The 23,335-nt window shown below is 52.3% G+C and carries 6 protein-coding genes; 3 read left to right on the top strand and 3 right to left on the bottom strand.

The genetic code is table 11. From position 1 onward, the window contains the following. Nucleotides 1-78 precede the first annotated feature (78 nt). Complete coding sequence (locus MKY95_RS29145; protein ID WP_339195699.1) at nt 79-18,972, top strand: non-ribosomal peptide synthase/polyketide synthase; 18,894 nt, start codon at nt 79-81, stop codon at nt 18,970-18,972. Between the two features lie 242 nt (nt 18,973-19,214). Here the strand turns inward: MKY95_RS29145 and MKY95_RS29140 are convergent, their stop codons facing one another. Continuing rightward, nucleotides 19,215-19,865: a nitroreductase family protein gene (locus tag MKY95_RS29140; RefSeq protein ID WP_339195696.1), complete on the bottom strand. Its 651-nt coding sequence runs from the start codon at nt 19,863-19,865 to the stop codon at nt 19,215-19,217. Nucleotides 19,866-19,994: 129 nt separating this feature from the next. Here MKY95_RS29140 and MKY95_RS29135 point away from each other — a divergent pair, with 129 nt between their 5' ends. Continuing rightward, entirely contained in the window at nt 19,995-20,360 is a 366-nt protein-coding gene (locus MKY95_RS29135) for a MerR family transcriptional regulator (RefSeq protein ID WP_339195694.1), read from the top strand. 43 nt (nt 20,361-20,403) lie between these two features. On the opposite strand, the gene MKY95_RS29130 is transcribed toward MKY95_RS29135, so the two are convergent. Beyond that, nucleotides 20,404-21,078 carry a hypothetical protein gene (locus tag MKY95_RS29130; RefSeq protein WP_339195692.1) on the bottom strand — a complete coding sequence of 225 codons (675 nt, stop codon included), beginning with the start codon at nt 21,076-21,078 and terminating at the stop codon, nt 20,404-20,406. Nucleotides 21,079-21,099: 21 nt separating this feature from the next. After that, complete coding sequence (locus tag MKY95_RS29125; RefSeq protein ID WP_339195689.1) at nt 21,100-21,981, bottom strand: LysR family transcriptional regulator; 882 nt, start codon at nt 21,979-21,981, stop codon at nt 21,100-21,102. 169 nt (nt 21,982-22,150) lie between these two features. On the opposite strand from MKY95_RS29125, the gene MKY95_RS29120 reads away from it, so the two are divergent. Further along, on the top strand, nt 22,151-23,332 hold the full coding sequence (locus MKY95_RS29120) for an MFS transporter (RefSeq protein ID WP_339195686.1): 1,182 nt from the start codon (nt 22,151-22,153) through the stop codon (nt 23,330-23,332). The last annotated feature ends 3 nt before the right edge of the window (nt 23,333-23,335 follow it).

Raw genomic sequence — 23,335 nt, 5'->3', positions numbered from 1 at the left:
TTTCGGCGGGCGGCTTCCTGCTGATATTCAGGTATAAAGCCTATCTACAAACAATCTCTAATACGGGAGTGTGTCGATGTGAGAGAGAATACGAACAAGCAATATGGATTAACGCAAGCCCAGCGCCGGATATGGTTCATGGAAATTATGAATCCGGGCACATCCATCACGATGCTTTCCGCGACCTACCAGATTACGGGCGAGATCGACACCAAGCTGCTTGAGCAAGCGGCGGCAGAGATTGTCAAAACCTATGACGCTTTCCGAATCCGCATTAGCGGGGATATGCAAAATCCAACGCAGTGGTTCGAAGAGCTGGAGAATGTCCAAACCAGGATAAGCCACCTCGAAATAGGCACAACCGAACAATTCTATGCTTGGGTGAAAGAAGTAACCGAAAAACCGGCGAGTGTGTTCGACGAACACCTCTATCAATTTACGATGATCCATTTTGCGAACGGCCAAGTATGGCTTAATTTGACTATAAATCATATCATCGCCGATGGCTTGTCCGTCACTGCTTTGTTGCATGCGGTGATGGAAAAATACCTGGAACTGCGCAATGGCATCTTCAGCAGTTACCAGGCCCCATCCTATCTGGATTATATTTCAACTGAGCATGAATATGAGCAATCGCAGCGTTATCAAAAAGGCAAGGAATATTGGCTAACCAAGTACAAGACTTTGCCTGAAACGAGCGGCATTAAAGCGGTTCCGCCATTCTCGATTGGTAGCGAATCGAATAAACGTTCCATCACTTTGGATGGTTCCCGCTATGACCGCATTCTGGCTTTTAGCGAACAATATCAGGTTAGTTTATATACGTTATTTTTGTCCGCCATGTACGTCTTATTGTATAAGCTGACCGACAGCACCGATGTTCCAGTCGGCACGGTTTTTGCCAATCGCACGAGCAAGAAGGAAAAAGAAACGATCGGTATGTTCGTCAGCACCGTGGCTACGCGGATTAGTCTGAATCCAGTTGGGTCCGTGCTTTCCTTGATCCAAACGGTTTCCAAGGAAAATACGGCGGATCTGCGGCATCAGAAATATCCTTATAACCAATTGATTCAGGATTTACGCGAACAACACGGCCGCAACGATCTTTCGGAGTTGTTCCGCACGTCTCTGGAATATCTACCTTTGAAAATCGTGGAGTACGAAGAAATCAAGGTACGTCTGGAGGCTCACTTTGCTAGACACGAGATGGACGATCTACTGCTGCGCTTCGACCATATGCTGAATGAAGGCCATGTCATTCTCCATGCTTCCTATCGTACCGGCCTGTTCGAGACGACCGAGATTGATCGCATTATGGAACAGTATGTAACCGTTTTGGACCAGTTTCTTGAGACTCCCGAACTGCGGGTGAGCGAGATTTCTCTGTTGAGCGATGAGGAGAGACACCGTATTCTGGACGTGTTTAACCCGCCGGTGGCAGCACTGAGCGAGGGAATAGCGTTTCATCGGTATGTCGAAAAGTTTGCCCGAGACATTCCGGATCACCCGGCAGTTGTTTACATGGACAAAAAGCTGACTTACGGCGAATTGAACAAACGCGCTGAGCGGCTGGCTGCGCTGCTTCGTGAACAGGGCGTGGGAAGGGAGTCGATTACGGGGATCTGGGCGGAGCGTTCGGTGGAACTGCTGGTCGGTGTGCTCGCCGTATGGAAAGCCGGCGGAGCTTATGTACCGCTGGACCCCGATTATCCGGCGGAGCGGATTGAGTACATGCTCAGCGATAGCGAGGCATCGGTGCTGCTTACGCAGCGTCATCTGTTGGAGGGGGCCGGAGGTTGGCTGGCCGATGACCGGCTGAAGCTTCAAGTTGTCTATGCGATGGACGATGAACAGATGTATAACGGGGATACCTCAGCCGTGGAATTTGAATCTGCTGACAGTGCGCCACAAGACTTGGCTTATGTGATTTACACCTCCGGTACGACGGGACGCCCAAAAGGCGTCATGATCGAGCATGGTAGTCTCGTGAATACGGCGGATGCGTACCGCCGTGAGTACCGGTTGGATCAGTTCCCGGTGCGGTTGCTGCAACTGGCGAGCTTCTCGTTTGACGTGTTCGTTGGAGACATCGCGCGGACGCTGTATAACGGAGGAACGATGGTAATTGTGCCAAAGGATGACCGGATTGATCCGAACCGCTTATACGGCTGGATTCGGGACCAAAACATTACGGTATTTGAATCGACACCTGCGCTTATCCTGCCGTTCATGCAGCATATTTATGAAGAAGGGCTGGACATCAGCTCCATGCATTTGCTGATTACCAGCTCGGATGCTTGCAGTGTCACCGATTACCGATTGCTGCAGGAAAGATTCGGCGGACAATTCCGCATCATCAACAGCTACGGCGTTACCGAAGCGGCCATTGACAGCAGCTTTTACGATGAGCCGCTGGACAAGCTGCCATCGTTGGGTCATGTGCCGATCGGCAAAGCCTGGCTGAACGCCCGGTTTTACATTGTAGATGCCGGGTTAAAGCCGGTTCCTGTAGGGGTTCCGGGGGAGCTTGTCATCGGCGGCGCCGGGGTGGCGCGCGGGTATTGGAACCGTCCGGACCTAACCACCGAGAAGTTTGCAGACAGCCCGTTTATGTCTGGCGAACGTCTGTATCGAACAGGAGATTTGGCCCGCTGGCTGGAAGACGGCAACGTTGACTTCATCGGCCGGATTGACTATCAGGTGAAAATTCGCGGGTTCCGGATCGAACTCGGCGAAATTGAAACGGCCCTGCTCAGTTTCCCGGGGGTCAAGCAGGCTGTGGTGACTGACCGTACGGATGAGCAGGGGCAAAAGTATTTGTGCGGTTACGTGGCGGGGGATGTTTCCTTGCAACTGAGCGATCTGCTGTCCCAATTGAAACAAGAGCTGCCTGCGCATATGGTTCCGGCCCGGTTGGTGTCTCTTGATCAGCTTCCGCTCACACCGAACGGCAAGATTGACCGTAAAGCGCTACCTGAGCCGACCGGAGAGATAGAAGCCGGCCGTGAGTATGTGGCTCCTCGCACAACGCTGGAAACAAGACTTGCTCTTATTTGGCAGCAGGTGCTGGGTATTGCGCGAGTTGGAGTCCAAGACGATTTCTTTGACCTGGGTGGTCATTCCTTGCGGGCTTCCGCGCTTGTTTCCAAGATTCGAAAAGAGCTACAAGTCGAGGTTCCGCTGCGGGACGTTTTCCGCTACACCACGATCGAACAGCTTGCCCAAAGAATTAGCGGTTTAAAGCAGCAGGAAACCTATGAGATTACAAAGGCGGCAGAGACCGAGTACTATCCGGTTTCATCCGAGCAAAAGCGTCTGTACGTCCTGCGCCAGCTTGACGCGGCCGAGCGTAGCTACAATATGTCGGCGGCGCTTCTTCTCGAAGGCAAGCTGGACCGCACGCGCGTAGAGTACGCATTCCGGGCGTTGATTCAGCGCCATGAGACGCTGCGTACCGGGATCGAGCAGGTTCAAGGCGAGCTTGTGCAGCGCATCTATGACGAGGTGGAGTTTGCTGTAGACTATTTCCAGGCGAGCGAGCTAGAAGTGGACCATGTGGTGGAAACATACTATCACCCGTTTGATCTGACTAAGCCGCCACTTCTTCGCATCGGCCTGATCGAAGTCGCCGAGGATCGCCACATCCTGTTGTTTGATATGCATCACATCGTCTCGGATGGCATCTCGACAGCATTGCTTTTCGACGAGTTCAGCCGCCTGTATCGGGGTGAGGAGCTGGCTCCGTTGCGTATTCAATACAAAGATTATGCCGTTTGGCAGCATTCCGAAGCCTACGGGCAGTTGATCCAGCCGCAGAAGGAGTACTGGCTGGAACAGCTGTCGGGCGAGCTGCCTGTGTTGGAACTGCCGACGGACTTCCCGCGGCCTGCGGTGCAAAGTTTTGACGGCCGGACCGTGAAGTTTGAGATTGGGAAAGAACGGACGGAAAAGCTGAAAGAACTGGCCGCACGGACGGGCACGACCCTGTACATGGTGCTGTTGTCTGCTTACTCGATCCTTATGCATAAATATTCGGGTCAGGAAGATCTGATCGTGGGAACCCCGATTGCCGGAAGAACGCAGGAAGAAGTGCAGCCAATCGTAGGTATGTTTATCAACACGCTTGCCATTCGCAGCCATCCGGAGCGTTCCAAGCCGTACCTTAAGTACCTGGAAGAAATGAAGGAAATCACACTCGGGGCTTTTGAACACCAAAATTATTTGTTCGAAGATTTGGTGGAAAGTCTTCATATTCCGCGCGCGACCGGCCGGAATCCGCTCTTTGATACGTTCTTCTCTCTGCAAAATACGGAGAATGAGCAAATTGTCATCGAGGGGCTGGAGCAATCGTTTTATCCGTTGGAAAACCGAACGTCCAAGTTCGAGCTGCTTCTGGATATTTCGGAGCTGGATGGTCAGCTCGAATGCCGGTTGGAGTACGCTACGGCTTTGTATAAACAGGAGACCGCGGAGCGGTTCGCCAGACATTATGACAAGCTACTCGAAACTATCGCAACAGCGCCGGAAGGGGATATTGCTTCGCTGGAAATGCTAACCGAGCAGGAAATCCGTGAACTGGTGCGCGGTTTTAATGATTCGGAGGCAGACTACCCACGGCAGCAGACGATTCATGGCTTGTTCGAAGAGCAGGCGAAGCTTTACCCGGATAACGTGGCCGTCGTCATGAATGAGCGGCTGTTGAGCTACCACGAACTGAACGAGCGATCCAACCGCCTTGCGCGTAAGCTGCGGGAGACAGGAGTCGAAGCGGATCAGTTGGTAGCGATTCTGGCCGAACGTTCACTTGATATGGTCGTCGGCATTCTGGCGATTCTCAAAGCGGGCGGAGCCTACGTGCCTATCGATCCCGACTACCCGGAGGAACGCATCCGCTTCATGATTGAGGATTCGGGCGCACCGTTATTGCTGATTCAAAATCATTTGCATGAGAAGACCGACTTCGCAGGAACGCGCCTTGAATTGGACGATTTCGTTTGGGGCGACAAAGGGGCGGACTCCGGTGATGCACTGGACGCTTCGAATCTGGAACCAATTTCTGGCCCGGGTAACCTGGCTTATGTCATCTACACATCGGGAACGACCGGCAAACCCAAAGGAACGTTGATTGAGCATAAAAACGTCGTGCGCCTTTTGTTCAACGACAAGAACTTGTTCGACTTTGGGCCGTCCGACACGTGGACGTTATTCCACTCGTTCTGCTTCGATTTCTCCGTCTGGGAGATGTACGGAGCACTTCTGAATGGAGGAAAGCTGGTTATCGTACCGCCACTTACGGCGAAAAGTCCAGCCGAGTTCCTGGCACTGCTGAGCCGCGAACGGGTCACGATTTTGAACCAGACGCCAACATATTTCTACCAACTGCTGCGTGAGGTTTTAGCGGACCATCCGTACAATCTGCGGATTCGCAACGTCATCTTTGGCGGCGAAGCACTCAGCCCGCTGTTGCTCAAGGGTTTCAAGACGAAGTACCCGGAGACAAAGCTGATCAATATGTACGGTATTACCGAGACGACGGTTCACGTGACGTATAAGGAAATTACATGGATCGAGATGGAAGCAGCAAAGAGTAATATCGGCAAGCCGATCCCAACGCTGAGCGTGTATGTTCTGGATGAAAACCGTCGTCCTGTTCCGATCGGCGTAGCAGGCGAAATGTACGTAGCTGGAGAAGGCCTGGCGAGAGGATACCTGAATCGCCCGGATTTGACGGCGGAAAAGTTCGTTGATTCCCCGTTTGCGGAGGGGGAAAAACTGTATCGCTCAGGCGACTTGGCGGCCTGGCTGCCGGACGGCAACATTGAATACCTCGGCCGGATCGACCATCAGGTCAAAATCCGCGGGTACCGGATCGAGCTGGACGAAATTGAGACGCAGCTTTTGAACGTGGAGGGCGTGGAAGAAGCGGTGGTGCTCGCCAGTCAGGACAGCGGGGGCGAAAAGGCGCTTGTTGCCTACTTTGTGGCGGACCGGACGCTGACAGTCAGCGAAATGAGAACCTCGCTGGCACAGGGAATGCCGGGATACATGATCCCGTCGTATTTCGTGCAGCTGGAGCGCATGCCGCTGACGTCTAACGGCAAAGTGGACCGCAAAGCGCTGCCGGAGCCGCAAGGTAGCCTGCAAACGGGCGTCGAATACGTAGCCCCTCGTAACCTTACGGAGTCCCAGCTTGTGAAGATCTGGGAGGAAGTGCTGGGCAACTCCGGCATTGGAGTCCTGGACAATTTCTTTGAGCTCGGAGGGCATTCCTTGCGGGCGACAAACCTTGTCAGCAAGATTCGGAAGGAAATGAACGTTGAACTTCCGCTGCGCGATGTGTTCCGCTATATGACGGTAGAATCTATGGCAGAGGCTATTGCCAGCTTGAAAGAATCGCAGCACAGCTCGATTCCAAAAGCGGAAGAGAAAGCGTACTATCCAGTTTCCTCTGCGCAAAAAAGGCTGTATGTCCTGCACCAGCTAGATAGCTCGGAGCTGAATTACAACATCCCGAGCGCCTTGCAATTGAAAGGGAATTTGAACGAGGCCAAAGTGGAAAAGGCGCTGACTACTTTGGTGGCCCGGCACGATATGCTGCGCACCGGTTTTGAAATCGTGAATGGAGAGCCGGTTCAGCGTATTCATCCGTTCGTAGATTTCAAGGTCGAGAAGTTTCAAGCAAGCAAAGATCAGGTCGCGGCCATTCTGGAAGGATTCATTCAGCCTTTTGACTTGACCCAGCCGCCTTTGCTGCGCGCCCTGCTGATCACACTTGAGAAAGAGAAATTCCTGCTTGCGCTGGATATGCATCATATTGGTTCCGACGGTCTTTCCATGGACGTGCTGCTACGCGAATTTGTGGGGCTTTACAATGGGGAAGAATTGCCGGAGTTGCGGATTCAATATAAGGATTACGCCGTTTGGCAGCAATCCGACGAGCAATGTCAGCGTATCAAACGGCAGGAGGAATACTGGCGCGGGGTATTCAGCTCTGAGCTTCCGGTTCTTGAGCTGCCTCTTGACTTTTCCCGCCCAGCCGTCCGGCAGTTTGACGGTCAAACGCTCACGTTTGCGCTGGATGCGGAGAAAAGCGAAGCTCTAAAACGGCTTGCCGGAGATTCGGGGGCAACGCTGTACATGCTTCTGCTGGCTGCTTACTCCGTATTGCTTCATAAATACGCGGGACAGGAAGATATCGTAGTCGGCACTCCGATTGCCGCTCGTTCTCACGCCGACCTACAACCGATTATCGGCATGTTTGTAAATACGCTGGCCCTTCGCTTGGGTCCGACGGCAGAGCAGACGTTCCTGGATTACTTGCAGGATGTGAAGGAAACGACGCTTGGAGCCTACGAGCACCAGGACTATCCGTTCGAGGAGCTGGTAGAAGCTCTTCAGGTGAGCCGGAATTTAAGCCGGAATCCGCTGTTTGACACCATGTTTTCTTTGCAAAAGCACGAAAGCCTGGATTTAGCCCTGGAAGGCTTGCAATGGTCGCTGTTTGACATCGAGGAAAAGAGAGCAAAGTTTGATCTTAGCCTGGATATCGTGGAAGAGGGTAACGAGCTGGTTTGCAAGATCGAGTACGCTACCTCGTTGTTTAGACAGGAAACGATGGTACGGCTGGCGGGTCATTACGAGCAGCTTTTGGCATCGATCCTGACTCAGCCGGGTGCGAGGATCTCGGATTTGAATATTTTGAAGGACAGCGAAAAGCATGATTTGCTGGTTGGGTTTGCCGTGTCGTCTTCGGCTCTGGCGAAACAATCCGCCTCAGAGGGTCCAGGCTTGGAAGCGGATGAGTCGTGGAGAGAGAGAACGATCCACGAGCTGTTCGAGGAGCAAGCAGAGCGAACGCCGGAGCAAGTGGCCGTTGTCTATGAGGACAGCAGCCTGACTTACCGGGAGTTGAACGAGCGGGCGAACCGGCTGGCGCGATTCTTGCGTGCCTCTGGCGCGCAGGCCGATCAGCCGATCGCGATCATTGCCGAGCGCTCGCTAGAGATGATTGTCGGCATCTATGCAATCTTGAAGGCCGGGGGCGCCTACGTGCCGATTGACCCGCAATTCCCGCAGGAGCGCATCCGCTACATGCTCGAAGATTCGGGCGCTAGGCTGCTGCTGATTCAGAGCCATTTGCGGGAAAGCGCGTCATTTGCCGGGACAGAGCCACTTGGCGGTCTATCGCTCGTCGATCTGAACGATCCATCCGCGTATGATGAAGACGGCTCGAACTTGGAGCCGGCGAGCGGACCGGAGCACTTGGCCTACGTCATTTACACATCGGGCTCGACAGGCAAGCCCAAAGGCGTCATGGTGGAGCACCGTCCGGTGATCAACCGGCTGCTGTGGATGCAGAATGCTTATCCGATTGACTCCAGGGATACGATTCTGCAAAAGACGGCGATTACCTTCGACGTTTCCGTGTGGGAGCTGTTTTGGTGGGCTTGGACGGGGGCCAAAGTTTGCTTGCTGCCGCCGGGCGGAGAGAAGAATCCCGAGACGATTCTGGACACGATCGAACGGCAAGCCGTCACGACGATGCACTTTGTGCCGTCGATGCTGCACGCCTTCCTCGAATATGTCGAGCGTCAGCCGAGCGAAGATCTGGGTAACAAGCTGTCTTCGCTGAAACGGGTGTTTGCAAGCGGGGAAGCGCTGGCGACATCGCATGTGAGTCGGTTCTGGCAGTGGATTTCGTCATCCGTGAATCAAGCGCAGCTGATCAACCTTTATGGGCCTACGGAAGCGACGGTTGATGTCTCGTACTACGATTGCGGACCGGAAGAGGCGTATGTATCGGTGCCGATCGGCAAGCCGATCTCGAACATCCGGCTGCATATTGTCAAGGAAGGGACGACAGCGCTGCAGCCGATCGGCGTGCCGGGCGAGTTGTGCATCGCGGGCGAAGGTCTGGCTAGAGGCTACTTGAACCGTCCCGAGCTGACCGCGGAGAAATTCGTAGAGTGTCCGTTCGCGCCGGGCGGGCGGATGTACCGGACGGGCGATCTGGCCAGATGGCTGCCGGACGGCAACATCGAGTATATGGGCCGGATCGACCATCAGGTGAAAATCCGCGGGTACCGGATCGAACTCGGCGAGGTGGAGGCGCAGGTCCTGAAAGCGGCGTCCGTACAAGAGGGGGTTGTCATCGCCAGAGAGGACGAAGCCGGTCAGAAGCAGCTCTGCGCGTACTTTGTGGCGGACAAGCCGCTTGCGGCGAGCGAGCTGCGAAGCGCGCTGGCGGAGGATCTGCCTGCGTACATGATTCCGTCCTACTTCGTGCAGCTGGAGCGGATGCCCCTCACACACAGCGGGAAGCTTGACCGCAAGGCGCTGCCCGCACCGGAAAGCAGTATGCTCGTTGGAACGGAATACGTGGCGCCCCGGACGGCGGCGGAGCAGACGTTGGTTGCGGTGTGGCAAAAGGTGCTGGGAACGGGTCGTCCGATCGGCGTGATGGACAATTTCTTCGAACTCGGCGGGGATTCAATTAAATCGATCCAGGTGTCGTCCAGGCTACATCAGGCCGGGTACAAGCTGGAAATTAAGCATTTGTTCAAATATCCGACCGTAGCGGAATTAAGCCCGTATCTCCAGTCGGTCTTAAGACGCGCCGATCAGGGGGCAGCTACGGGAGAGACGGGGCTGACGCCGATTCAGCGCTGGTTCTTCGAGCAGTCGTTCGCCGAGCTGCACCACTTTAACCAGGCGGTGATGCTGTACCGGGAGGAAGGCTATGACGAAGCGGCGCTTCGTCAGGCCGTGCGGAAGCTGGCCGAGCATCACGATGCGCTGCGCCTCGTCTTCAGCCGGACCGAGAGCGGGTATGCGGCATGGAACCGGGCCATCGAGGAAAGTGACGGCGAGCTCTACAGCCTAGAAGTGATCGATTTCCGCGGAATGACGGACTGCGCGCAGGCGATCGAAGCCAAGGCGAACGAGCTTCAGCGCAGCATTGACCTGCAGGTAGGGCCTTTGCTGAAGCTCGGCTTGTTCCGCTGTGCGGATGGAGATCATCTGCTGATCGCGATCCACCACTTGGTCGTAGACGGCGTATCCTGGCGGATTCTGCTTGAGGATTTTGCTGCCGGCTATGAGCAGGCGCTACAAGGGCAGCTGATCCGTCTGCCGCTCAAAACGGATTCATTCCAAACGTGGGCGAAACAGCTCGCTGATTATGCGAACGGTCCGGCGATGGAAAGTGAGAGAGCGTATTGGCAGCATATCGAGCAATTGACCTATGAGCCGCTTCCGAAAGATTTTGAACAAGGCAGATCCAAGCTGAAGGACAGCGGGATCGTGACTGTCCGCTGGACGGCGGAGGAAACCGAACAGCTGCTGAAGCAGGCACACCGTGCTTACCATACAGAAATGAACGATTTGCTGCTTGCTGCGCTGGGCCTCTCAGTACAAGCTTGGAGCGGTCAAGAACGCGTGCTGGTGAATCTTGAAGGCCACGGCCGGGAAGAACTTTTGCCAGATGTGGACATTACACGCACGGTAGGCTGGTTCACAAGCCAATTCCCTGTTGTTCTGGAGCCGGGTCACGCTCAGGCACTCGGTCATCAGGTGAAACAGGTGAAAGAAAACTTGCGCCGCATTCCGAACAAAGGAATCGGCTACGGCATTCAGCGTTATTTGTCGGCGCCGCGTGACGGAGAGCGCTTCGTTTTGGAGCCGGAGATCAGTTTTAACTATCTGGGTCAGTTTGACCAGGATTACGAAAGCAGCGGCTCGCAGCCGTCTCCGTTCAGTTCGGGCTCCGATTCAAGCCCGAATGCTGTGATGAATTATGTCCTCGATATCAACGGTATGGTGTCGGAAGGCATGTTGGAACTCACGATCCGTTATGGGGAAACCCAGTATCAACGGGAGACGGTTGAACACTTGGGCACCCTGCTTCAATCGAGTTTGCGTGAAGTCATCAGCCATTGCGTATCGAAAGAGCGGCCGGAACTTACGCCTAGTGACGTACTGCTTCCAGATGTGACGGTGGAGGAACTGGAGCGACTGTCCGAACATACGGCGGCACTCGGCGAACTGGAGAATGTATACACCCTGACCCCGCTGCAAAAAGGGATGTTGTTCCACAGCTTGCTGGATGCCGATTCGGAAGCCTACTTCGAACAGGTGACCTTCGATCTGTATGGAAGCCTGAATGTGGAAGCCTTCACCCGCGGATTGGATACGCTGGTACAGCGAAATGAGGCGCTGCGGACGAACTTTATTACCGGCTGGAGAGACGAGCCGATTCAAGTGGTATTCCGCGAGCGGAAATGTGAAGTATACTTCGAAGATATTCGCTTAGTAAGCGATGAAGACCCGGAGAAGACGATAGCCGATTTTGTCAGCGCGGATAAAGCGAACAAGTTCGATTTGGCTCAAGGCTCTCTGATGCGCGTTACAGTTTTGCGTACGGGCGACGAGTCCTACCAAGTGATCTGGAGTCACCATCACATTTTGTTGGACGGCTGGTGCATGTCCTTAATGATCAAGGAAGTGTTCGACACCTACTTCGCGTTCCAGGAGCAGCGGACGCTGGAGCTTCCTCCGGTTACCTCGTACTCCCGATATATCGAATGGCTGGAAGCTCAAGATGTAGCGAAAGCTTCGGGTTACTGGTCGGAGTATTTGGCGGGTTACGATCAGCAGACCAAGCTGCCGCAGGAGAGAACGCAGCTGAAACAGCATACTTTTGAAATGGCTGAAATCGATGTGGAACTCAGCAAGGAACTGACTGGGCAAATCGAGCGGGTGGCGCGCCAGCATCAGGTGACGCTTAATACATTCATGCAGACCGTATGGGGACTGGTTCTGCAGGTATACAACAACAGCGATGATGTTGTATTTGGCTCCGTCGTATCCGGGCGTCCAGCGGAGATTCCGGGTATCGAAAGCATGATCGGTCTGTTTATTAATACGATCCCCGTCCGTATTCAAGGCAAAGCCGAGGAGACGGTAGCCGATATTTTGAGAAAAACCCAGGATCAAGCGCTGACATCGGGAGCTTACGAAACGTTCCCGCTCTTCGAAATTCAGTCGCTGAGCGAGCAAAAGCGCGACTTGATCAACCATATTATGGTCTTTGAAAATTATCCGATGGAAGAACAGATTGAGCAGGTTGTCGGCGGAGGACAAGAAGCGCTGAAAATCGCTAATATCCAATCGCCGGAACAAACGAACTACGATCTGGACATTACCGTCATTCCGGAAGAGCATATTTTGCTGCGGTTTACGTACAATGCACTGACATTCAGAGAGCAAGACATCAGGCAGATCCACGGTCATTTTGCCCGTGCATTGGAGCAGGTTGCGGCTAATCCGAATGTTCGTGTACATGAGTTAGAGCTTTTGACGGCGGCGGAAAAAGAAGAAATTATCGGCGTGTTTAATCCGGTGCAGCCGGAAGTGGCTCCTGTGGCAGCGTTCCATCGACTGTTCGAGGAACAGGCGGAACGCACGCCGGAAGCGGAGGCCATCGTATACGAGAAGGATCGGCTGACGTATGCGGAGCTGAACGAGCGGGCGAACCGCCTGTCGACCACGCTACGTGCAAGCGGAATAGGCCGGGAGACCATCGTTGGCATTCTCGCCGAGCGTTCGGTCGATTTGCTGGTGGCCGTGATGGCCGTCTGGAAAGCGGGCGGGGCGTATGTACCGCTTGACCCGGATTATCCGGCGGACCGCGTGCGGTTCATGCTGGAAGACAGCGGAGCGAAGGTACTGCTGACACAAACGCTGCTGCGAGAGCGTGCCGAATCCTGGCTCGGCGAAGAGGAACTAGCACTGGAGAAGGTGATGTATCTCGATGACGAAACGTCATACAGCGAAGACCGAGCGAATGCACCAATGGACTTCGGCCAAGGCTCCAGCATGGTTTCAGGTCTGATCTCCAGCGAGCTGACGGGTGCTGTGAACGACCGTAATGAGAGCCATCCAAATGATGTTGATGTTGTCGGTATGGGCAGCTTCCATGAAGCCCGTCCTGAGGACTTGGCGTATGTCATCTACACGTCGGGAACGACGGGCAAGCCAAAAGGCGTGATGATCGAGCACCGCAGTCTAGTGAACACGGCAGCGGGTTACCGACGGGAATACCGGATGGATCAGTTTCCGGTAAGGCTGTTGCAGCTCGCCAGCTTCTCGTTCGACGTATTCGTGGGCGATATCGCGCGGACGTTGTACAACGGCGGCACGATGGTCATTGTACCGAAGGACGATCGGATTGATCCGTCTCGTCTGCACTACTGGTTAGAGCGGGAGCAAGTGACGATCTTTGAATCAACACCAGCACTGATCGTGCCGTTCATGGAATACGTGCATGAGCAGGGGCTAGAGTTAAGCAGTATGGAGCTGTTGATTACAAGCTCAGACAGTTGCAGTGTGGCGGAATACCGAACCTTACAGGAACGGTTTGGCTCGTTGTTCCGCATCATCAACGCCTACGGTGTGACGGAAGCGGCAATTGACTCCAGTTTCTATGACGAGCAGTTGGCGAAACTGCCGCAGACAGGCCATGTGCCGATTGGCAAAGCGTGGTTGAATGCGAAGTTTTACATCGTGGATGCACATCTGAACCCGGTGCCAGTCGGCGTGCTGGGCGAATTGGTTATCGGCGGAGTCAGTGTGGCGCGCGGGTACTTGAACCGTCCAGAGCTGACGGAAGAGAAGTTTGTAGACAGTCCTTTCACCGCGGGTGAGCGACTGTATCGCACAGGAGACTTGGCGCGGTGGATGGAGGACGGCAACGTGGACTTCATCGGCCGGATCGATAACCAGGCAAAAATCCGGGGTTACCGGATCGAGACGGGCGAAGTCGAAGCAAAGCTGCTGAGTGTAGATAGCGTGAAGGAAGCGGTCGTTGTTGTCAGGGAAGATCAAGAAGGGCAGAAAGCGTTGTGCGCTTATTATACAGTGGAAGAAGGCTTGACGGCGGCAGATTTGAAACGGGCGATCTCCAGCGAGCTACCGGGATACATGATTCCATCGTATTTCGTCGAACTGGAGCAATTGCCTCTAACGCCAAATGGGAAAATTGACCGGAAGGCGCTGCCAGCGCCGGAAGGGGGAGCAGGCGGAGGCCGCGAATACGTGGCGCCGCGCACCGAAATGGAGGCGAAGCTGGCCGCCATTTGGCAGGAGGTACTAGTTCGGGATAAGGCGGTAGGCGTAACGGACAACTTCTTCGACCTCGGAGGACACTCCCTGCGGGCGACAACACTTGTCAGCAAAATGCATAAGGAGCTGGGCGCCCAATTCCCGCTTCGCGACGTATTCCGCTACTCGACAGTTGAGGAAATGGCTGTGGCTATGGAGCATTTGGAGATCGGCTCGTTTATGGCTATTCCGGCTGCGGAACCTAGCGAGTATTATCCGCTCTCTTCTGCGCAGAAACGTCTCTATATCTTGAACCAGCTGGAAGGAGGCGAGCTGAGCTACAATATACCGGGAGCTATGCTGCTCGAAGGGCAACTCAACCGGCAGCGGTTTGAAGAAGCGTTCCGCGGGCTTGTAGCTCGTCATGAAACGCTGCGTACCAGCTTTGAGATGGTTGAAGGCGAAGCGGTTCAGCGGATTTACGAAGAAGTCACCTTCCAGGTGGAATATGTGCAGATCAGCGGGGAGCAGGCGGAAGAAACGGTGCGCCAATTTGTTCGTGCGTTTGATCTAGCGAAGCCGCCACTTCTGCGGGTGGGCATTGCCGAACTCGCGCCGGACCGGCACATCCTGATGTTCGATACACATCATATCGTATCGGACGGCGTTTCAATGGACGTACTGATCGAAGAGTTTGTGCACTTGTACAGCGGGGAGCCGCTCAAGCCACTCCGCATTCAGTACAAAGATTATGCAGTATGGCAGCAATCGGACGAGCAGAAAACGCAGCTTGCCAAGCAGGAAGCCTACTGGATTGACATGTTCCGCGGAGAACTGCCAGTTCTGGAAATGCCGACGGACTATCCGCGCCCTGCTATGCAGAGCTATGAGGGCCGCACGCTGCAATTGTTTATGAATATTGAGAAAAGCGAAGGTCTGAAACGGCTTGCAGCTGAAAACGGCGCAACGCTTTACATGGTTCTGCTTGCGGCGTATAACGTGCTTCTGCATAAATATTCAGGTCAGGAAGACGTGGTGGTTGGTACGCCGATTGCGGGCAGAAATCACAGTGACGTTCAACCGCTGATCGGGATGTTCGTTAATACATTGGCCATCCGCAGTTACCCGGCTGCCGGTAAAACGTTCCTTGACTACTTGAAGGAAATCAAGGAGACAACGCTTGGTGCTTTTGAACATCAGAATTATCCGTTTGAGGAACTGGTGGATAAGGTAAACGTGGCTCGTGATCTACGCCGTCATCCACTGTTTGATACGATGTTTGCTTTGCAGAATACAGAAAATGTGGAAATTCAGCTTCCGGGACTGCATCTGTCGACGTATGCCAGCGAAGAAATTGTTTCCAAATTCGATCTCAGCTTGGACGTCACCGAGATTGAGGACGGCTTGGAATATCTGTTTGAATACGCCACAGCTCTATACAAAACCGAAACGGTGGAGAAATTGGCTGTTCACTACTTGCAGCTGCTTGAATCCATTCTCTGCAACCCGTCGGCGACTATTGCCGAGCTGAACTTGTTAACGGCAGAGGAAAAAGAGCAGATTGTCGGCGCGTTTAACCCTGCGCAACCGGAACAGGCTCCTATGGCAGCGTTCCATCGACTGTTCGAGGAACAGGCGGAACACACGCCCGAAGCTGAAGCTGTCGTTTACGAAAACGATCGGCTGACGTATGTGGAGCTGAACGAGCGGGCGAACCGTCTGTCGGCCACGCTGCGCGCAAGCGGCATCGGTCGGGAGGAGATTGTTGGCATTCTCGCCGAGCGTTCGGTCGATTTGCTGGTGGCCGTGATGGCCGTCTGGAAAGCGGGAGGGGCGTATGTGCCGCTTGACCCGGATTATCCGGCAGACCGTGTGCGGTTTATGCTCGAAGACAGCGGAGCGAAGGTGCTGCTGACGCAAACGCCGCTGCGAGAGCGTGCCGAAGCCTGGCTCGGTGAAGAGGAACTGGCACTGGCGACGGTGCTGTATCTTGACGACGAAACGTCATACAGCGAGGAACGAAGCAATGTGCCAATGGACTTTGGCCAAGGCTCCAACAGTGCTCCCGATCGAGTCAACGGCAAGCTAACGGGGGCTGTGAACGGTGATGGCGAGAGTCATCCAAATGATGTTGATGTTGTCGGTATGGACAGCTTCCATGAAGCCCGTCCGGAGGATCTGGCGTACGTCATCTACACGTCGGGAACGACGGGCAAGCCAAAAGGCGTGATGATCGAGCATCGCAGCCTAGTGAACACGGCAGCGGGCTACCGACGGGAATACCGGTTGGATCAGTTCCCGGTGCGACTGCTGCAACTCGCAAGCTTCTCATTTGATGTTTTCGTGGGCGATATCGCACGCACGTTGTATAACGGAGGCACCATGGTCATTGTACCGAAGGACGACCGGATTGATCCGTCTCGTCTGCACCACTGGATAGAGCAGGAGCAAGTGACGATCTTTGAATCAACACCAGCACTGATCGTGCCGTTTATGGAATACGTGCATGAGCAGGGGCTAAAGTTAAGCGGTATGGAGCTGTTGATCACAAGCTCGGACAGCTGCAGTGTAGCGGATTACCGTACCTTGCAGGAGCGGTTTGGCTCGTCGTTCCGCATCATTAACGCCTATGGTGTGACGGAAGCGGCAATCGACTCCAGTTTCTATGACGAAGAATTGGCGAAACTGCCGCAGACAGGCCATGTGCCGATTGGCAAAGCGTGGTTGAATGCGAAGTTTTACATCGTGGATGCACATCTGAATCCCGTACCCGTCGGTGTGCTGGGCGAGCTGGTCATCGGCGGCGTTGGCGTAGCACGTGGGTACTTGAACCGTCCAGAGCTGACGGAAGAGAAGTTTGTAGACAGCCCTTTCACCGCGGGTGAGCGGTTATATCGCACGGGAGATTTGGCGAGGTGGATGGAGGACGGAAACGTGGATTTCATCGGCCGGATCGACAATCAAGCCAAAATCCGGGGCTACCGGATCGAAACGGGTGAGATAGAGTCGCAGCTGCTGCGGGTGGTAGGTATACGCGAAGCGGTGGTGCTGGTTCGAAGTGATGGGAACGGTCAAAAGGCGCTGTGCGCCTACTACACAACGGATATCGAACTGACGGCGGCCGACCTGAAACGAGCGATCTCCAGCGAGCTGCCAGGTTACATGATCCCGTCGTACTTTGTGGAGCTGGAGCATTTACCTCTGACACCAAACGGGAAAATCGACCGGAAAGCGCTGCCGGCGCCGGAAGAGGGAGCAAGTGCAGGGCGCGAATACGTGGCGCCGCGCACCGATCTGGAGACGAAACTGGTCTCCATCTGGCAGGACGTGCTTGGGTCAGTTACGATTGGTGTGACGGACAACTTCTTCGACCTCGGCGGTCACTCGCTGCGTGCGACGACGCTGGTCAGCAAGGTGCACAAGGAGCTGCACGTGGACCTGCCACTGCGCGATGTATTCCGGTACTCGACTATTGAAGCGATGGCTGAAGTGATTAGCCGATTGGAGCAGCAGGAGTTTCTTTCCATTCCGGTTCTGGATAAAAGGGAGTATTATCCGCTTTCCTCTGTGCAAAAGCGGCTGTATATCCAGCAGCAGATGGAAGGGGCCGAGCTTAGTTACAACATGTCCGGCATGACGGTTCTGGTCGGGCGCTTGGAGCGGAATCAATTCGAGGCGGCGCTCAAAGGATTAATCGCTCGTCACGAAGTTTTGCGAACCGGCTTCGAAATGGTCGACGGCGAACCGGTACAACGGATTTATTCGGACTTGGAGTTTGCCGTCGAGTATACAAAGGCGACGGAAAGTGAAACGAAAAGCATTGCGGATGCCTTTGTACGTGTCTTTGATTTGGAGCAGCCGCCGCTGCTGCGTGTGGGCTTAGTTGAATGGGAAGCGGAACGTCATCTGCTTATGCTGGACATTCATCATATCGTCACGGATGGCATGTCGATGGGTATCTTCATCGAAGAGCTGCTACGCCTGTATAACGGTGAGACGCTGGAACCGCTTCGGATTCAATACAAGGAATTTGCCACTTGGCAGCAGTCAGAACCTGTAAAAGAACGGCTGAAACGCCAGGAAGCCTACTGGCTGGACATGCTGGAAGGTGAACTGCCAACGCTTGAGCTACCTACGGACTTTGTCAGACCTGCCGCTCGCAGCTTTGAGGGAGATGTGCTGCCTTTCAGTATCGACAAGCAGATGACTGACAACTTGCAGCGCATTGCCGATGAGAACGGTGCTACCCTATATATGGTGTTATCGGCGGCCTATTCAATCCTGCTCAGCAAGTACTCGGGACAAGAAGACTTCATTGTAGGCACACCGGTTTCAGGCCGCACACATGCCGACCTGGAGCCGCTCATCGGAATGTTTGTCAACACGTTGGCGATTCGTCATTATCCATCCGGGGAGAAGACGTTCCTTGTTTACTTGAACGAAGTCAAAGAAACGATGCTGGGGGCCTACGACCACCAGGATTATCCGTTTGAAGAGCTTGTGAAAAAGCTGCAGGTGCCGCGAGATCAAAGCCGCAATCCTGTATTTGATGTCATGTTTGCGCTGGAAACGAAGGAAGATAACGTTCAAAACTTCGGGGATATCCAGATCGAATCTTATCCGGAAACGCATGCGGTTTCCCAATTTGACCTTACCTTGGTCATTTCGTTGCTGGATGAGGGAATGAACGGGCAGTTTGAATATGCAACGAAGTTGTTTACGCGCAATCTGATCGACAATTTCGCTCAGGACCTGCTCGTGATCATCACCCAAATTGGCGAACAGCCTTCGGTGCTGCTCAAGGATATTTCCCTGAACGGGCAATCCGAACAGGAGCAAGATGAGCTAGAGGCTATTGATATTATTTTCTAATCCTTTACACGGCTTGGGTGAAAATGGATCATTTAAGCACGTTATATGCGACATTCGGTATATTGAGGAAGTGGTAATGAAAATTTGTGGTGGTTTCACGACTTTTTTATCACCTGACAAAAGTATTTAAGTTATGTAACAAAGGGTCCTGATGACAGTTGTCATCAGGACCCTTTGTTTATGAACGTATAATTAATGTTAGCATCATCCATAGTCATTTTAGTCTTGAGAGTAGCTGTTGATTATGCCCAAGTTGTAATCGTTTCAACCGGGAGACGATAGGAAGGATAGCCATCTTTGGCTGCTTTACCTATGGAGATCAACATCACGGGCTGGAACCGTTCTTTATCCATGCCGAACGCTTCGGCGATTTGACCTTTGTCATAACCGGCCATAGGGTTGGTATCATAACCATGGGCACGGGCAACGAGCATGAGTTGCATGGATATGAGGCCTGAGTCAATGAGGTTCATGTCACGCAATTCGGATGCGTTTATGTTCGCATAATAAGGTTTTACCTGCTGCATCTGCATATCCATGATGTCTTGGGGCATGTACCCAAGTTCCACTGATTTGCTGAAAATCTCTTCCATGTATTCAACGTTGTTGGCATCGTAAAACACGGCAATGACAGCGGAAGACGTTAGTGCCTGTGTCTGGTTAAAAGAGGCCAGTGGTGCAAGCTTCTCTTTGCCTTCAGCACTGTCGATAACAAGAAAACGCCAAGGTTGCATGTTAATGGCCGAAGGGGCACGTGAAGCTTTCGCCAGTATTTCGGTCATCTCCTCGCGGCTGATCTTCACTTCAGGGTCGTAGGCTTTAACGGAATGGCGCTCCAAAACGATGTTATCAAAATCATTTGTTTTGTTGAATTGACCAGTAATTGTGTTCATATTGAAATCTCTCCTCATATCTATATTGGTGAGAGTAGGGTATAAATTATATCTCCATCTGTCTCACTATGAGGATTGTAAACTATGAAGTATACTTTATAGCAAGAAGAAGAAACGGGGGAAATACATATGAAGATTAGTGAAGTAGCGAACCATGTAAACCTTCCGATATCCACGATTCGTTACTACGAGAAAATAGGTATTATCCCGGATGAACATATGCTGAGAGATCATAATAACTATCGAATATATGCGCAGAGCATTATTCAGCATCTGGAAGTGGTCAAACAATGTTTAGCTGTTGGTTTTACGATCCATGAGATCCAATCTATGATCTCTAAACATGGGTTTTCAAGTAATGATCAAGCAAGCATTATCCAAGCGAAAATATCAGAAATTGAAGAAATACAAAATAAATTAGAGAATTCCAAACAAAATCTGTACGAAATTCTTAAATCGAATATCACGTGTGAGGATGGTTTTGGTAAGTATTAAGCCGGAAGTCCCTCTATAGGTTTTCATTCAGTACGTTCTTACATCATATCGATTCAATCGAGTACATATCGTCCTGTATACGCAGACTACCGGGCTGCCCAGTTTCAACTTTTACCTCCGTGGCAAATACACCAGGCATACGCCCGTCTGGGAACCAAGGCTTCTGTTTATCAATGACAATAAACATGCCTTCTGCATCACCCGTGGGGGAGAATTGTTTTCCGTCTCCGGCAAATGGTTCAAGTTGATAATGCTTATTCAATGTGTTCATCATCTCAGGAACATCATCGACGGGCAGACCGATTTCACTAATACATAACAGATGCTTCACTTCAAAAGCTTCATCGACTGCGTTATCGAGTGAATGGTGAGCGATAAATTCCATCAAGTTGCCGCTTGGATCATAAAAATAGAAGGCTGTTGCATCCCAGTAGGGGAAATAAAATTCATCTTGTCCATCTTTGGATAGCAATGAAATGTTACGGTCTTGAGCCCATCTTTTTGCATCAGCAAGTTTATTCGTTGGAATCGTAAATGCTACATGATAGTAGGGCTTCTCTTGTTCTGGTGCCTTCTTGAAAGATAGGACCGAGTTCCCCGCACGGAATGAAACGCATGTTGCATTATCCTCCACAAGATTCAATTCCATTAGTGTACCGTAAAACTCTTTTATGGCCTCGACCTGATGTGTCAACAAACCAACTTCTCTTATTATCATTTCAACATCCTCCTTTTAATCTCACCTTTGATTGAAATACTCGATTGTTTTCTCAATAAATGCCTTGGCCGATTGCGTCAGGTAACGGTCGGACCGATGGATGATCTCAAAGTGCCGGTATGGCGGATCGTCTGTAATTCGGATGCAACGTAGCGTGGGCTCATTCATGGCTTTGATCAGAGGGTAAGGCAGCAGTGTTCCTCCGACGTTGGCTTTGACCAGGCTAATGATGGAGGTTGCCGAACTGGTCTCCATGATGGTATTTAGGCTAAATCCATATTTACGGCAATAGCCATCGACCAATTCTCTGCCTGTAAATCCTTCGGGGAACATCACCGTTTGGATATCACGTAACTCCTGAATTTCAATTGTGCTTCGTTCAGCCCAATCATGATTCTCGGATACGACGAGTACATATTCTTCACTGCACAAAGGAATGCGCATAAGTCGGCTATCAGGGGCAGACGTGATCTCGATGCCGATGTCGACTTCATTTTCCAACACTTGATTTACGACATAGATCGACGAGATAACCTTCAATTGCACCTTGGGGAATCGGGCATGAAAATCAACGAGCAGCGGAGTGATACGGTAATCCAAATCGGATGGAAGAACACCAATAACCAATCGTCCCCGCTGATCATTCCGAAATTCAGCAAGCGCATCCTGGGTATTCTGTAAATGCCGGATCATCTGTACACAGTGCTCCAGAAACAGAGTGCCTGCCTGGGTCATCACAATCTTTTTGCCGACGCGGTCAAACAAAGGAACACCAAGTTCATCTTCCAACCCACGTATTTGTTGACTCAACGTAGGTTGAGATATGCCAAGTTTCTCAGCTGCCCGTGTAAAATGAAGCTCCTCACACACCGTAATAAAGTTTTCCATTTGACGAATCTCCATGAATTCACCTCTAATCATTGGTTTTAGTAATCATTTTAATAGAAACAATAGTATTGTTCAATCATTATAATGATCCTATACTTAATTCGTGCACCACCCGAAGATCTTGTCATTAAAGAATAGGATCTTTGGTGAAGGCAACGAGACTACTCCCATGAGGTGATTCATAATGAAACTTTTTTATATTGTATTGGCGCTTATTCTGGCTTCACTGAACTTAAGACCACCGATTACTTCCATTTCTCCTCTGATGAGTACCATACAGAATGATCTGGGTTTGAGCGGCATGACCGCCAGTCTGTTAACTACACTACCGGTATTATGTATGGGCATATTCGCTCCATTCTCTGTAAGACTAAGTAGAAGGTGGGGGAATGAAGGAGCCATTGTGCTGGCTTTAATCCTCATCGGGATAGGTACGGGTTTACGATTGTTCGTAGGCGCAACTCCGTTGATGATGTTCACTTCTTTTCTGTCAGGTGTAGGGATTGCATTGGCAGGGCCACTGTTGTCAAGCTTCATAAAGCAGTATTTTCCTAACCGAGTGGCAGCCATGGTCGGCATCTACTCTACAGCAATGGTGATGGGGGCAAGCATTAGTGTGGGATTATCGGTTCCGCTTCAGCAGACGTTGGGTGGATCTTGGAGAGGTTCTTTGGCTACATGGGCATTACTCGCAGCCATTGCATTGCCGATCTGGTTAAAATTAGCTTGGTCTGCGCGTACAGAGAGACAATCCGGACAAACTTCGGCTGTCATTCATGCACCACTTCCGGTGAAGAACAGGCGTGCATGGGTGCTGACACTGTTCTTCGGACTGATGGCCGCGATCTTCTATTCATTAACCGCCTGGCTTGCGCCAGCCATTCAGAGCCATGGATATAGCCAAGAGACTGCTGGCAACATCCAAACGTTATTTACATTGATATCACTGCCCTCAACGTTATTCATTCCCATGCTTGTACACCGATACCAAAGGCGTGTCTTCTGGCTTGTTGGATGTGCGATGTTGGAGTTAACAGGTGTCCTGATGCTGAATCTCTCTGTCAGTCCGTGGCTCGCGGCGATCCCGCTCGGTATTGGTGCAGGTGGACTGTTCCCAATTGCACTCATGTTGCCGATTGATGAGACAAACAATGCTCAGGAAGCGAGTAGCTGGTCCGCTATGACTCAATCTGGGGGTTACATTCTTGGAGCACTTGGGCCGCTGGCGATTGGTTGGCTCCGCGATCTAACAGGCAGCTTTGTGCAAGCATTTTATGGTTTGGCTATCATCATCGTGTTGCAGATTATCGTTCAAGTTGCTATTGGCAATAAAAAAAGTTTAAAAGTTAGCCAGGAGCAGAGCTAAAAG

It is taken from the genome of Paenibacillus sp. FSL P4-0176 (assembly GCF_037975265.1).
Taxonomy (GTDB): domain Bacteria; phylum Bacillota; class Bacilli; order Paenibacillales; family Paenibacillaceae; genus Paenibacillus; species Paenibacillus amylolyticus.
Note: the sequence above shows the minus strand (reverse complement) of the source record. Positions and strands in the feature narration are given on the sequence as shown.